A 14,341-nucleotide genomic window follows, 5' to 3' on the forward strand; every position below is an offset into this window, starting at 1 on the left:
CCACCAGCAGGGCCAGCGCCACCGCGTTGTGGACCGCGTGGACGATCACCGCGGACCAGAGCGAGCCGGTCAGCTCGTAGACCGCCACCAGCAGCAGGCCGAGCGCCAGCAGCCCGAACAGGTACCACGGCTCGCCGTGGACCAGGCCGAAGATCAGCGCCGAGACGACGGCCGCCGGCCACGGCCCCCACGCGCGCCGGCCGAGGCGGTAGACGAGACCGCGGAAGACCATCTCCTCGGCCAGGGGCGCGGCCACCACCACCGCCACGGCCGCCAGGGCGATGCCGGCGGCGCTGTCGGGCAGGTGGCTGTTGTACATCGCGATCCACTCGGGGCCCGGCGGGTGCAGGCGCGAGGACAGGCCGGCCAGCAGCGAGGTGGGCAGCAGCGAGCCCAGGGCCGCGGCCGCGCACAGGACGTGCTCGGCCGCCGGCATGCGGGACAGGTCGAAGGCGGCCTGCGGCGGGGCGCCGCGCGCCTGGGAGGCGGCCGCGGCGAACAGGATCGTCAGTACAGCGCCGGCGCCGGCGGCGGCGAACAGGTTGTCGGTCAGCTGGAAGGCGAGGACCTGCGCGGCGAGGTTGGACGCCATCAGGGAGAACGCCAGCAGGACCAGCCGTCGCGTGGACCAGCCGCGCCAGCCGCCGTCGCCGGGGAGCGGCCGCTCCGGCGGACGGGAGCCAGGTTCGGGCGTGGGGTCGTCGGGATGCAAGGCGGTCCTTCCGTCCTGGGGAGCGTGTCGTCAGGCCCGCCTTGGCGCGGGTTCACCGAACGGTTAATATGCAGCCGACGGCTGCGGAGCGAAAGGGGCGACATGCCGGAACTGCGCGAGGGACGGAAGATCCGGGCGGTGGTCTTCGACCTGGACAACACGCTGACCGATTTCATGAAGGCCAAGCGCGGCGCCATCCGGGCGGCGGCCGACGCCATGATCGACGCCGGCCTGGTGATGGACCCCCAGCTGGTCTACGACCGCATCTTCGCCATCTACGACGAGGTCGGCATCGAGCACCAGCGCGTCTTCAACCGCTTCCTGACCGAGGCCACGGGGCGCGTGGACGACCACGTGCTGGCGCCGGCGGTCGTGGCCTACCGCCGCGCCCGCGAGGCCTCGCTCGTGCCGTACCCGCACGTGCAGCGCGTGGTCTACCGCCTGGTCAAGGACGGCTACAAGCTGGCCGTCGTCAGCGACGCGCCGCGCTTCGAGGCCTGGCTGCGCCTCTGCTACCTCGGCCTGCAGCACGTGTTCGACGTCGTGCTGACCCACGACGACACCGGCGCGCGCAAGCCCGACCCCGTGCCCTTCCGCATGGCGCTCGAACGGCTCGGCGTCGCGCCGGGCCAGGCGGTGATGGTCGGGGACTGGCCGGAGCGCGACATCGTCGGCGGCCTGGTCGCCGGCCTGCACACGGTCTACGCCCGCTACGGGGACACCTACGGTTCGCCGGACCGCCCGCGGACCACGGATTCGGGCGCCCACTTCGTGATCGACGACCTGCTGCAGCTGCTCGACGTGCTCGAGCGGCTCGAGCGGCCGGCCGGGGAGGCCTGAGATGCGCGTGGCCACGAGCGCCGGCATGGCGGCCATCGACCGCGAGACGATCGCAGGCGGCGTGCCCGGCCGCGAGCTCATGGAGCGCGCCGGCCGCGAGATGACCTGGCAGCTGCTGCGGGAGTTCCCCGCGTTGGCGCCGCCGGCCCAGATCGGCGTGGTCTGCGGGAAGGGGAACAACGGCGGCGACGGGCTGGTCGTGGCTCGCCTGCTGGAGAACCTGGGCTTCGAGGTGCGGGTGCTGCTGCTGGCCGCCGCGGTCGACCTCGCGCTCGACGCCCGCGCGAACCTCGACCGCCTGCCGCCCGGCGTGGCCGTCGAGACCATCCCGCCCGACGCCTGGGCCGACCGGGCCGGCGACCTGTGCGCGGAGTCGGACCTGGTGGTCGATGCGGTCTTCGGCACGGGCGTCACGCTGCCGCTGAGGCCCGACCACGCCGCGCTGTTCGCGGCGCTGAACGACGGCGGCGCGCCGATCGCGAGCCTGGACCTGCCCTCGGGCGTGGGCGGGGACGACGGCGCCGTCGATCCGGTCGCCGTGCGCGCCGACGCCACCATCACCGTGGGCCTGCCCAAGCTGGGCCTGCTGCTGCCCCCGGGGCGCGACCACGTCGGCGCGCTGTCGGTCGTGGACATCGGGTTCGACGACGAGGCCTGCGCCCGCCACACCGGGCCCCGCCACTGGCTGCTGCCCCAGGACTACGCCGAACTGCTGCCGCCGCGCCCCACCGACACGCACAAGTACGGGGCCGGCACCGTGCTGGTGCTCGCCGGTTCGGCCCGCTTCGGCGGCGCGGCGCTGCTTGCGGCGCTGGGCGCGCTGCGCTCCGGCGCCGGCTTGGTCACCCTCGCCCTGCCGCGGGAGCACGCGTCCGCGGCCACGTCCTTCGTCCCCGAAGCGCCCGTGGTCGGCCTGCCCACCGGGCCGCGCGGCGGACTGCTGCCCGTGACCGGCGACGACCTGGCCGCGCTGCTGCACCGCCAGCGGGCCCTGGCCGTGGGCCCGGGCCTCGGCGACGACCCGGACACCGACCGCTTCGTGGTGGAACTGCTGGCCGCATCGTCGCAGCCGGCGGTGATCGACGCCGACGCCCTGTCCGCCTTCGCGCGTCTCGGCCTGCCGCCGCGCGGCGGCGTCGGTCCGGCGGTCGTCACGCCGCACGCCGGCGAACTGGCCCGGCTGGCGGGCCTCGACCCGGCCGAGCTGGCCGCGCGCCGGCTCGACCTCGTCCCCGAACTCGCCGCGCGCTGGGGCGTGGTGCTGGTCGCCAAGGGATCGCCGACGCTGGTGGCCGCCCCGGACGGCACGCTCTGGTTCAACCCCACCGGCCACGACGCGCTGGCCCACGGCGGCACCGGCGACGTGCTGACCGGCCTGATCGGCGGCCTGCTGGGCCAGGGCTGCGAACCTCTCGACGCCGCGCTGCTGGGCTGCTGGCTGCACGGGCGCGCCGGGGAGCTGGCGGCCGAAGGCGGTTCCCGCCGCGCCGTGCTGGCCCGCGAGGTCGCCGACTCCCTGCCCGCCGCCCTGGCCGAGCTGGATGACCTGGCGGGGGCGTGGGCATGAAGGTCCTGGGCATCGAGACCTCCTGCGACGACACCAGCGTCGCGCTCTACGACTCCGAACAGGGCGTGCTGGAGAACCTCGTCTCGAGCCAGGTCGACCTGCACGACCACTTCGGCGGCGTGGTCCCGGAGCTGGCCTCGCGCGCGCACCTGGTGAACCTGCTGCCCCTGATCGAGGTGCTGCTGGAGCGGCGGCGGCTCGCCTTGGCGGACCTGGACGGCGTGGCGGTCACGGCCGGTCCCGGCCTGATCGGCGCCCTGCTGGTGGGGCTGTCCACCGCGAAGGCCCTCTGCTGGTCGGCGCGCAAGCCGCTGGTCGGGGTCCACCACATCGAGGGCCACATCCTGGCCAACCTGCTGTCCGGCCCGCTGGACCTGCCCGCGGCCGTGCTGGTGGTCTCGGGCGGCCACACCGAGGTCGTGCTGATGACCGAGGTGGGCCGTTACCGCCGGTTGGGCTGGACGCTGGACGACGCCGCGGGGGAGTGCTTCGACAAGTCGGCCCAGCTGCTGGGCCTGCCGTATCCGGGCGGCCCGGTCATCGACCGCCTCGCCGAGCGCGGCCGGGGCGGCCGCTTCGAACTGCCGCGGCCCCTGACCCGCGACCCGCGCCTGGTGTTCAGCTTCAGCGGCCTGAAGACGGCCGTTCGCGTGCTGGTCGAATCGCTGCCCCGGCCGCTGGACGACCAGACCGTGGCCGATATCTGCCGGGCCCTGCGCGAGGCGGTCGTCGACGTGCTCGTCCAGCGCCTGTTCCAGGCCGCCCGCGAGCACCGCGTGCGGGGCGTCTACCTGGCCGGCGGCGTGGCGGCCAACTCGTGGCTGCGCGACCGCGCCGCCCGGGAGGCCGCGGCCGGCGGATTCGCATTCCGCCCCCCCGAGCGCGTCTACTGCACCGACAACGCGGCCATGATCGCCTGCGCCGGCCACGCCCGCCTGGCGGCGGGATTCTCGGATCCCTTTGATCTGGATGGGTTTGCGCGCGCTCCGCTCGCCTCCTGGCGCTGACCTGCCTCCTCCCGCCCCATCGTTCCCGCCCGCGTCGCGGACGTCCCCATGATGGCACGACCCTTGCGACAGGTTCGTCGGTTCTGCCTGTAATCAGTAATCCCGTTGCGATTTGCACGGATGGTGCCGATGCGCGAAACCGAGACGATCCTGGTCGTCGACGACGACCAGCACCTGCGGACGATCCTGAAGCACGTGCTCGAACAGGGCGGCTTCCAGGTGAACCTGGCCGAGGACGGGCGTCAGGCCCTGGCCTGCCTGCAGCAGGAGCTGCCCGACCTGGTCCTGCTGGACGTCATGATGCCGGGCCTGGACGGGTTCGACGTGCTGCGCGAGCTGCGCGGCCGGTTCCGGACCCACCACCTGCCGGTGATCATGCTGACCGCCAAGGGCGAGACGCCGCAGAAGGTGCGCGGCCTCGAGCAGGGGGCCAACGACTACCTGTGCAAACCGTTCGTGCCGGAGGAACTGGTGCTGCGCGTGCGCAACATGCTGCAGCTGAGCCGCAGCCAGCGCGACGCCAACCCGCTGACGGGCCTGCCCGGCAACCGCGCCATCGCGCGCGAGCTGAACCGGCGGCTCGAGGCGGGCCAGACCTTCGGGTTCCTCTACTTCGACCTCGATCATTTCAAGGCCTTCAACGACCACTACGGCTACGTGAAGGGCGACGCGGTCCTGACGATGCTGGCCGACCTGCTCACGAGCGAGGTCATGGCCTGCGACGACGCCTTCCTGGGCCACGTCGGCGGCGACGACTTCGTCGCCGTGTCGCGCCCGCAGGACGCCGACGGCCTCGCCGAGCGCATCGTCGTGGAGTTCGACCGGAACATCCTCGGGCAGTACGAGCCCGAGGACCGCCGCCGCGGCTACATCGAGCTGCCCGACCGCACGGGGCGGCTGCGCCGGTTCCCGCCGGTGTCGCTGACCGTCGCGGTCGTCGTCGAGCAGCAGGGGAACTTCGGCCACGTGGGCCGGCTCAACGCCGTGGCGGCGGAGCTGAAGAAGTACGGGAAATCCCTGCCCGGCAGCCAGATCATCCACGAGCGGCGCTTCCCGGTCGACGCGGCCGCGGCGCAGACCTCGCCGCCGGCGGACGGCCGCGACGAGGGCGAGGCGCCTTCGGCCCGGCGTCCGGAGCAGCCATGAACGACGTGCGCGTGCTGATCGTGGAGGACGAGCCCCACCTCGCGGGCCTGATGTCGCGCGCCTTCGCGCAGGAAGGCTGGCAGGCGGTCGTGGCCCGCAACGGCATCGAGGGCCTCAACCAGGTGGCCGCCTTCCGCCCCGACGTGATCGTGATGGATGTGATGATGCCCAAGCTCGACGGCATCGACGCGACGCGCCTGATCCGGCGCAACCCCGGCCACGACCGCACGGCGATCGTGGCGCTCTCGGCGCGCCACGACGGCGCCGCCCGGGCGGAGATGCTCGCCGCGGGTGCGGACTTGTACCTTGAAAAACCCTTCGTGATGGGCCGACTGGTCGGCCAAGTCGCCGACGCCCTGGCCGCGCGGCGGGTCCATGCAGGGAAGGACGTGACATGATGCAGTTCCTGGCGAATCTCGGTGCGATCCCGGCCGGCGTGGCGGCGGCTCCCGGCGGTCCGGTGCCCTACGCCGTGGCGATCCTGGCCCTGGTCGCGGGGCTGGTCTGGCAGATCTGGCGCGTGCGCCAGCGCTCCAACGACCTCCACGACCGGCAGGAGCGCGTGCGCGGCCTGGAGAGCCTGCTGGCGATCTCGGCGCGCATCCACGCTTTCCGCGATTCCGAGCACTTGCTCCACGAGATCACGCAGTCGGTGCGGGAATCGCTGGGCTTCCGCATGGTCCTGTTGCGCATCTACAACGTCTCGGACAAGGTCTTCGAGGCGAAGGCCTTCTCCGGCATCGACGAGGAAGGCATCGAGTACCTGCGCAACAGCCCGATGACGCTGACCGGGTTCCGCAAGATGGCCCTGCCGCAGTTCCTGGTCTCCAATTCCTACCTCATCCGCCACACGATCGAGGGTGCGGAGCAGGCCCTGGCCGACGCCTACACGCAGGCGCAGGAGAAGCGCGCCGAGGGCGATTGGGACGAGCGCGATGCGCTGATCATTCCCCTGAATTCGCCCGAAGGGGAGATCCGAGGCTACCTGAGCGTCGACGATCCGGTCGATCACAAGGTGCCCGGACTGCAGACCATCCAGATGCTGGAGCTGTTCGCCCAGCAGGCGGCCACGGCCATCGCCTCGGCCGAGCTCTACTCGCGGCTGCACCGGCAGAACCAGGAGCTGACGCGCTCCTCGGACCGCCTGCGCTACCACAACGAGCTGAAGAACAACTTCGTCGCCAACGTCAGCCACGAGCTGCGCACCCCGCTGACCTCGATCAAGGCCTACAGCGAGGCCCTGGTGCACGGGCGCGAGCGCATGGACGACGCGGCCCAGGGCGAGTTCCTGCGCGTCATCCAGTCCGAGAGCGAGAAGCTCACGGGCATCGTCAACAACCTCCTGGACCTCGAGCGCATGGAGCGCGAGCAGGTCACCTTCAACCGCCACCAGACGGACCTCGTGGCGCTGGTGCGCGGCATCGAGGGTTCCGCGCGCACCCAGGCCGAGACCAAGCGCATCGCGTTCTCCATGCACGTGGACCGCGAGGAGATCCTGCTCGGCGTCGACGCCGACCTCGTGCGCCAGCTGATCCGCCACCTGCTGGACAACGCCTTCAAGTTCACCCCGAGCGGGGGGAAGGTGCACCTGTCGCTGGTCGACGGCGTCTCGTCGGTGCGCATCGTGGTCGAGGACAACGGCATCGGCGTCCCCGACAACAAGATGACCTACATCTTCGACCGCTTCTACCAGGTCGACGGCTCCAGCACGCGCGAGCACGGCGGCCAGGGCATCGGGCTGGCCATCTGCCGCGACATCGTCACGCGCCACGGCGGCCGCATCTGGGGCGAGCGGGTGCAGCCCCAGGGCGTGCGCTTCAACGCCCTGCTGCCGCGCCGGGACGAGATCGTCCGCCGGGGCCAGAACAACGGCCGCCTCACGGTCTTCAACGACGTGCCCGAGTTCGCGGAGCGGCTGATCCACTGGGTCGGCGAGCTGCTGCGGTCGCGCGTGGTCGCGCTGCTGCTGCCCGACGCGGGCGGGGAGCACCTGGTCGTCGAGGCGGCCATGGGCCTCGAGGACCGCGTGGTGCAGGACATGCGCCTCGCGCGCGGCGAGGGCGTGGCCGGGCGCGTCTGGGCGACCGGGGAGCCGGCGCTGAGCGAAGCCGCGGCCGCCGGGGTGCGCGCCGCGTCGGACCGCGCCGGGGACCGCCTGGAGACCGGCAGCCTGCTGAGCGCGCCGGTGACGCGCGACGGGCGCGTGGTGGGCGTGGTGAACGTCGCCAGCCGGCTCGACGGCCGCCCGTTCGGCGTGTGCGACCGCCTGCTGTTGCAGGCGATCGCGGCGCGGCTGGGGCACGTCCTGGAGCGCGTCGTGGTCCACCAGCACAGCAACCGCGAGTTCGGCGACCTCGCGCAGGCCCTGCGCAAGAGCGTGGCCATCCGCCGCGCCCGCCACGACGACCTCGCGGAGATCTGCCACGACGTCTGCATCGAGACCGCCCGGCGCATGGGCCTCTCCGAGCCCGAGCTGATGAGCCTGGCCTTCGCGCTGCAGACCTACGACCTGGGCCTGACCGGCATCCCCGACGACATCATCTACAAGGGGCCGCCGCTCGAGCCGGAGGAGTGGGAAATCCTGCAGCAGCACGTCCACCTGAGCCTGCAGCTGATCTCGTCGCTCGACGCTCCCGGCGAGGTGCACGACATCGTCCTGCACCACCACGAGCACTACGACGGTTCGGGCTACCCGCGGGGGCTGGCCGGCGAGGACATCCCCCTGGGCGCGCGGCTGCTGATGCTGGCCGACAGCCTCACCGCGATGCTGCAGGGCCGCCCCTACCGCCGGGCCGTGACCCTGGAGCAGGCGCTCGACGAGATGCAGCAGCGGGCCGGCAGCCAGTTCTGCCCGCGCACCCTGACGAACTTCCTGGACGAGGCGCAGCGCCACGCCGAACGCATCGGCGAGGTGCAGCACGCGCGCAACCTGGCCCTGCCGCCGCCGGCGCCGAGGGCCGCGGCGGACAGCGCCCCCGAGAGCGAGGCGGGGGAGCTCGTCGGCGCCGTCGCCGGCGACAGCTCCGCGATCTGAACGGCAAGCGACGCGAACGACACCCGAGGGACGGAGGCACCACCGTGCGCAAGATCCTGATCGTCGACGACGAGCCCTACATCCTGAGCATCCTGGACTTCAGCCTCGACGCCGAGGGCTACGCCGTCCTGCAGGCCGCCGACGGCGACGCCGCGCTCGGCCTGGCCGCCGAGCAGCAGCCCGACCTCGTCATCCTCGACGTGATGATGCCCCGGCTCGACGGCTTCGAGACCTGCCGCCGCCTCAAGGCGGACCTGCGCACCAAGGACATCCCGGTCGTCCTGCTGACCGCGCGCAACTCGCGCGAGGACCGCACCCGCGGCCGGGACTGCGGCGCCGACGGCTACATCACCAAGCCGTTCAGCCCCCAGCGGCTGGTCGACACGGTGCAGACCTTCCTCGGTGTCCGCCACGGCTGACCCACCAAGACCCGCGCGACGACGCGTACCGGTCCGGGGCGGCGCCCGGGCCGGACGTCGCCGTGGACGCCTGCCGCCGCGCCGTGTAGACTCCCACCGCACGCTTCCCGCCGACGTCCCGCTTCCCCGGAGGAACCAGGCATGGCCGCCGTCGCGACGCTGGCCGAGGTCGCCCTGCCGGTGCCTCTGGACAGGACCTTCACCTACCGCGTCCCGGACGATTGGCCCGCGCCGCCGGTGCAACCCGGCGACCTGGTCTCGGCGCCGCTGGGCCGGCGGACCGTGACGGGCCTGGTCGTCGGCGTGCGCGAGGCGGCCGCCGACGTCGCGGAGATCGACGGCCACCGCCTGCGTCACTTGCGCGACCGCTTCCCCGCGGCGTACCGGATCGAGGACGACCGCCGGCGCCTGCTGGACTGGATGGCCGGCTACTACGCGCTGCCGGTCGGGGAACTCGTGCCCCTGTTCCACCCGCCGGCCCCCGGCACGAAGGCCCGGCCGCGCCGCGCCGCGGCGGCCTACCCCATCGCCGACGCCGTCGACGTGCGCCTGACGCCCGACCAGGAGCGCGCCGTCGCCTGGGCGGTCGACCGCCTCGAGTCGCGCAGCTACGGCGCGCTGCTGCTGCGCGGCGTCACCGGCAGCGGCAAGACCGAGGTCTACCTGCGGGTCATCGCCGAAGCCCTGGCCCGCGGCCGCAGCGCCCTGTACCTGCTGCCGGAGATCGCCTTGACCCCGCAGACCGAGGCGCGCGTGGCGGCGCGCTTCGGCGACCGCGTGGCTACGGTGCACAGCGGCCTGTCCGCGGGCGAGCGCTGCCGCGTGCACGAGGCGGCGGCGGCGGGCGAGCTGAAGGTCGTGCTCGGGCCGCGCTCGGCCCTGTTCACGCCGCTGCGCGACCTCGGCGCGGTGATCGTCGACGAGGAGCACGACGCCAGCTACAAGCAGGAGGAGAAGCCGCGCTACCACGCGCGCCACGCGGCGCTGGTGCGGGCCCGCGAGGCCGGGGCCTGCGTGGTGCTGGGTTCCGCGACGCCGGACCTCGAATCGGTGCGCAACGCGCGCGAGGGCCGCTACCGCGAGATCCTGCTCGCCGACCGGCCGGTCGGGGAGATGCCCGTCGTCGAGATCGTCGACATGCGCGGCGGGCCGGCGTCCGACGGCTTCTCGGACGCGCTGCTGACCCGGCTCGAAACGTGCCTGGCCAACGGCCGCCAGGCGATCCTCTACTACAACCGCCGCGGCTTCGCGCGCGTCCTGCAGTGCACGTCCTGCGGCGTGCCGGTCGCCTGCCCGCACTGCGACATCGCGCTGACGGTGCACCTGCGCCCGCGCCAGCTGCTCTGCCACTACTGCGGCTTCGCGCGGCGCGAGCCGGACACCTGCCCGGACTGCGGCGGCCCGGCCTTCCTGCCCGGAGGCTCGGGGACCGAGCGGCTCGAGCTGGCGCTGGCGGCGCACTTCCCGGAGGCGCGCGTCCTGCGGCTCGACCAAGACACCACCCGCGCCCGCGGCAGCCACCGCGCGATCCTGTCGACCTTCGCCGCGCGCGGCGCCGACATCCTGGTCGGCACCCAGATGGTGGCCAAGGGGCACCACTTCGCCGGCGTCGACCTGGTCGGCGTCCTGGCGGCCGACGACGGCCTGACGCTGCCCGACTTCCGCGCGCACGAGCGGGTCTTCCAGCTGCTGACCCAGGTCGCCGGCCGCGCGGGCCGCGAGAGCCCCGGCGCCGTGCTCTTCCAGACCTGGCAGCCCGACCACCCGGTGATCCTGGCCGCGTCGCGCCACGACTTCGCGGCCTTCGCCGCGGCCGAGTTGCCGCAGCGCGAGGCCGCGGGCTACCCGCCGGCGCGGCGCATGCTGCGCGTGGGCCTCGCGGCCCGGCGCCCCGCCGACGTCGAGGACGCGGCCCGCCGCTTCGGCGAGCTGCTGCGGGCCCACCTGCCGATGCCCGAGCTGGAGGTGCTGGGGCCGGCGCCCGCGGTGTTCGCCAGGCTCCAGAACCGCGTCCGCTGGCAGCTGCTGGTCAAGGGGCCCACGACCAACGCCCAGCGGGCCTGGCTCGCCGACCGCGGGCGTCGCCTGGCCGCCGACACCGCCGTCGACGTCACGCTGGACGTGGATCCCGTCGGCCTGTATTGAGTTGTCGGGAAACACGTTGCATGTCGCGAGCGGGGGAGGGCGCAGGCCGGGTTTGCCCCGCGGCCGGTCGACGTGGTATCATGGAGCAGCGGCGTGCGATCGCCGCCGACGCGACATCCCGCACCAACCACCGGGTTCGGACGAAAGGCAGCCGATGCGTCCGTGTAATCTTTTTTGCGCTTCCGTGACCGCGAGGACCCGCTCGGCCGCCCTCGCCTGCCTGCTCGTCGCCGCCGCCGCCGGGGCGGCCTTCGCCCAGTCCGGCGTGACCTGGGAGCCGACGACGGCGTTCACCGACAGCTTGACGCCGGAGCGTCGCGCCAACCTGTACGGCTTCGAATTGCCGCCGGACTACCAGCGCGAGTACCTCGACCACCTGAAGATCTACCCGACGGACAAGGTCGACCTGCCGTCGAACTTCAGCTGGGTGAGCCTGGACGGCCTGACCTCGGTCAAGGACCAGGGCGGCTGCGGCTCGTGCTGGGCCTTCGCCGCGGTCGGGCAGATCGAGTCGCATCTGAAGATCTTCTACGGCCAGGACCTGAACCTGTCGGAACAGCAGATGATCCTCTGCAACCCGTACGGCGCCGACTGCGACGGCGGCTGGGCCACGGCCGTCTACAACGTGGCGATGACCTACGGGGCCGTCCACGAGGAGGACATCCCGTACACCGAGGGCACCGTCAGCAACTGCACCCAGTCCGCCCACCTGCCCTTCGGCTTCGTGACGAGCTGGCACTACGTCTCGAACAACGTGACGCAGATCAAGACCGCCCTGCTCGACGGCCCCGTCTGCTCGGCCTTCAACGCCGACGAGCCCTTCCCTAGCTACGGCACCGGTTGCTACACCGACAACGTCGGTCCCTACACGAACCACCTGATCCTGATCGTCGGCTGGGACGACCGGGCCTGCGGCGGCACCGGCGGCTGGATCTGCAAGAACTCCTGGGGCGCCAGCTTCGGCGAGGGCGGGTACTTCACCATCAAGTACGGGGTGTCGCTGATCGGCACCTCGACGACCCAGATCGACCTGCTGGTGCCGCCGACGAACGTCACGGTGCTCGGCCCCCTGGACGACCGCGACTACCTGGCGGGCGAGACGGTCGACATCGCCTGGACCACGAGCGGCGCCCCCGCGGCCACGGTGGACATCTGGGCCTCCCTCGACGGCTACCTCGACACCAAGATCGCGGACGACGTGCCCAACAGCGGCCACTACCTGTGGACCCTGCCGAACCACTCCACGACGCTGCTCAAGTTCTGCGTCGTCCCGCTGGGCGACACGCGGCAGGGCTTCGGCACCTCCCCGGACCGGATGCGCCTGCTCGGCCACCGCACGCGCTACGTCTCGCCGTCCGGCGGCGACGTCGCGCCCTACGAGTCGGTCGCCACGGCCGCCCGCAGCCTGGCCGCCGCCCTCGTCGCCTGCACCGGTCGCGACACCGTGCTCGTCGCCGCCGGCGACTACGCCGAGCGCGTGTCCGTCACCACGCCGACCACCATCATCGGCGGCTGGAACCCGGTCTTCACCACGCGCGACCCCGCGCCGGGCGCGACGCGCCTGCAGTCGATCGACAGCGCGAGGGGCTTCGGCGGCGGCCTCGACGGCTACGCCGGCGTCGTCGGCTTCGAGTTCCACGACTGCGTCGGCGGGATCAGCAGCGTCCCGTTCTTCGGCCGCCACGGCGGTGCCATCTACATCAACGGTTCCTCGCCCACCATCCGGGACTGCGTGTTCACGGACAACACGGCCAATCCCTTCAACGGCAACGGGGCCGGTGGCGCCATCATCGCCGTCAACGGCGCGCCCCGCATCGAGGGCTGCGTGTTCCAGGGCAACCGGGCCGACCTGGGGGGCGCCGTGGCCCTGATCAACGCCGACGGCGCGGTGCTGACCGGCAACCGGTACCTGCAGAACGCCTGCATGGACAGCGTCGCCGGGCACGAAGGCGCGGGCGTCTACGCCCTCGACAGCCGGCTGGACCTGATCGGCGAGACCTTCACCGGCAACCGCCGCTGCGCGGCGGGGGCGGCCCTGTCGGCGAGCGGCTCGACGGTGGTCGCGCGGGACGTCACCGCCGTCGGCAACCGCGCGGACGCCAAGGGCGGCGCCTTCCACGTCGTGGGCGGCAGCCTCGTCGTCGAGGGCGGCCTCTTCGACGACAACTCGGCCCGCATCGACCGCGGCGGCGCCGTGAACGTCGCGGGAGCGGATCTCGACGTGCGCAACGCCGTCTTCACGGGCAACGCCGCCAGCGTGCTCGGCGCGACCCTGGCGGTGGACTCGTCGCCCGTCGTCCGGCTCGAAAACACGCTGCTGCTCGGCAGCGCGGGCACCGGCTTCGGCTGCGTGTTCCTGACCAGCGCCGGCTCCGTGGTCCTGCGCAACAGCGTCGTCGCCGGCAACGCGCACGGCGGCCTGGCGGGCAGCGCCGCCAGCTTCGCGGGCGACCACAACGTCCTGTGGAACAACCCCGGAGGCGACTACGTGGGCCTGACGGGCGGCGCCCACGACATCCTGGCCGAGCCGGGCTTCTGCGACGCGGCGGCCGGAGACCACGCGCTGGCCCTGCACTCGCCCTGCCTGGACCGCGGCGATCCCGACCCCGCCTGCCTCGATCCCGACGGCTCGCGGGCCGACATCGGCGTGTACGGCGGGCCCGGCTGCGCGCCGGTCGCCCCGGCGGCGGTCGCCCAGCTCAGCCTGACCCAGCCGGCGCTCACGGGCGTCGCGCTCGACTGGGCGCCCAACGCCGAGCCGGACGTCGACCACTACGTCGTCTACCGCCTGCCGGACGCGGCGACGCAGCCGGCCGCCGCCCACGTGGCCGGCGTCGTCGCGCACCCCGACCACGCCTTCGCCTCGGCGCAGTCCGACGGCAGTTTCGTGGTGGTGGCGGTGGACCAGGACGGCCACGTCGGCGGGTACTCGGCGATCCTGACGACGGGCGCCACCGCCGCCGGCGATGCGCCGCGCGCGCTGGCCATCGCGGACGTGGTCCCCAACCCGTTCAACCCCCGCACCACGATCCGCTTCGACGTGCCGCGCGCCGGCCGCGTCGAGGTGCGGATCTACGACATGCGCGGCCGCAGCGTGCGCACCCTCGCGGACGCGGACCTGGCCGCCGGCCGGCACGAGGCGGTCTGGGACGGGCGCGACGAGGGCGGCGCCGCCGCCGCCGCCGGCGTCTACCTGCTGCGCGTGGCGACGGGCGGGGAGCAGCGCTCGGCCAAGCTGGTGCTGGCGAAGTAGCGCGCGGCGCGCCGCGGGCACGAGGAAGGGCCACCCCGGCGGGGTGGCCCTTCGCGCGCCCGGTCCCGGACGCCCCTAGCCCGAGAGCGCCGCCAGCATGTCGTCCAGCCCGACGCGCGCGTCGATGTCCACCGCGCCGATCCGCAGCGGCAGCACCCAGCGCACCTCGCCGCCGCGCGCCTTCTTGTCGCCGGCGACCAGGGCGGCGGTCGCGCGCC

The 14,341-nt window shown here is 73.3% G+C and carries 10 protein-coding genes; 9 read left to right on the top strand and 1 reads right to left on the bottom strand.

Translation table 11 applies throughout. The features are described 5' to 3' along the window. On the bottom strand, window positions 1–712 hold a 712-nt coding region (locus Q7W29_08730; protein ID MDO9171900.1), incomplete at its 3' end, for a CPBP family intramembrane metalloprotease. 102 nt (window positions 713–814) lie between these two features. Between Q7W29_08730 and Q7W29_08735 the strand changes: the two genes are divergently transcribed. From Q7W29_08735 to Q7W29_08775, 9 genes are all read left to right on the top strand, one after another. Continuing rightward, window positions 815–1,552: an HAD-IA family hydrolase gene (locus Q7W29_08735; protein ID MDO9171901.1), complete on the top strand. Its 738-nt coding sequence runs from the start codon at window positions 815–817 to the stop codon at window positions 1,550–1,552. Between the two features lies 1 nt (window position 1,553). Then, entirely contained in the window at window positions 1,554–3,119 is a 1,566-nt protein-coding gene (locus Q7W29_08740) for an NAD(P)H-hydrate dehydratase (GenBank protein MDO9171902.1), read from the top strand. Beyond that, on the top strand, window positions 3,116–4,126 hold the full coding sequence (gene tsaD, locus Q7W29_08745) for a tRNA (adenosine(37)-N6)-threonylcarbamoyltransferase complex transferase subunit TsaD (protein MDO9171903.1): 1,011 nt from the start codon (window positions 3,116–3,118) through the stop codon (window positions 4,124–4,126). Before Q7W29_08740 ends, tsaD begins: the two co-directional genes overlap by 4 nt. A 129-nt stretch (window positions 4,127–4,255) precedes the next feature. Then, complete coding sequence (locus Q7W29_08750) at window positions 4,256–5,272, top strand: response regulator (GenBank protein MDO9171904.1); 1,017 nt, start codon at window positions 4,256–4,258, stop codon at window positions 5,270–5,272. Then, window positions 5,269–5,670, top strand: coding sequence for a response regulator transcription factor (locus tag Q7W29_08755; protein MDO9171905.1), 402 nt, complete (start codon window positions 5,269–5,271; stop codon window positions 5,668–5,670). Before Q7W29_08750 ends, Q7W29_08755 begins: the two co-directional genes overlap by 4 nt. Then, window positions 5,667–8,306 carry an ATP-binding protein gene (locus Q7W29_08760; protein MDO9171906.1) on the top strand — a complete coding sequence of 880 codons (2,640 nt, stop codon included), beginning with the start codon at window positions 5,667–5,669 and terminating at the stop codon, window positions 8,304–8,306. The genes Q7W29_08755 and Q7W29_08760 overlap by 4 nt, the downstream gene beginning before the upstream one ends. A gap of 44 nt (window positions 8,307–8,350) precedes the next feature. Further along, complete coding sequence (locus Q7W29_08765) at window positions 8,351–8,725, top strand: response regulator (GenBank protein ID MDO9171907.1); 375 nt, start codon at window positions 8,351–8,353, stop codon at window positions 8,723–8,725. 141 nt (window positions 8,726–8,866) lie between these two features. Then, window positions 8,867–10,870, top strand: coding sequence for a primosomal protein N' (gene priA, locus Q7W29_08770; protein MDO9171908.1), 2,004 nt, complete (start codon window positions 8,867–8,869; stop codon window positions 10,868–10,870). Between the two features lie 184 nt (window positions 10,871–11,054). Then, window positions 11,055–14,123 carry a C1 family peptidase gene (locus Q7W29_08775; protein MDO9171909.1) on the top strand — a complete coding sequence of 1,023 codons (3,069 nt, stop codon included), beginning with the start codon at window positions 11,055–11,057 and terminating at the stop codon, window positions 14,121–14,123. The last annotated feature ends 218 nt before the right edge of the window (window positions 14,124–14,341 follow it).

It is taken from the genome of bacterium, assembly GCA_030654305.1.
Taxonomy (GTDB): Bacteria; Krumholzibacteriota; Krumholzibacteriia; order LZORAL124-64-63; family LZORAL124-64-63; genus PNOJ01.

Coding starts and splice junctions, on each gene's coding strand:
- Q7W29_08735 (MDO9171901.1), top strand. CDS start 815: ATGCCGGAACTGCGCGAGGGACGGAAGATCCGGGCGGTGGTCTTCGAC.
- Q7W29_08740 (MDO9171902.1), top strand. CDS start 1,554: ATGCGCGTGGCCACGAGCGCCGGCATGGCGGCCATCGACCGCGAGACG.
- tsaD (MDO9171903.1), top strand. CDS start 3,116: ATGAAGGTCCTGGGCATCGAGACCTCCTGCGACGACACCAGCGTCGCG.
- Q7W29_08750 (MDO9171904.1), top strand. CDS start 4,256: ATGCGCGAAACCGAGACGATCCTGGTCGTCGACGACGACCAGCACCTG.
- Q7W29_08755 (MDO9171905.1), top strand. CDS start 5,269: ATGAACGACGTGCGCGTGCTGATCGTGGAGGACGAGCCCCACCTCGCG.
- Q7W29_08760 (MDO9171906.1), top strand. CDS start 5,667: ATGATGCAGTTCCTGGCGAATCTCGGTGCGATCCCGGCCGGCGTGGCG.
- priA (MDO9171908.1), top strand. CDS start 8,867: ATGGCCGCCGTCGCGACGCTGGCCGAGGTCGCCCTGCCGGTGCCTCTG.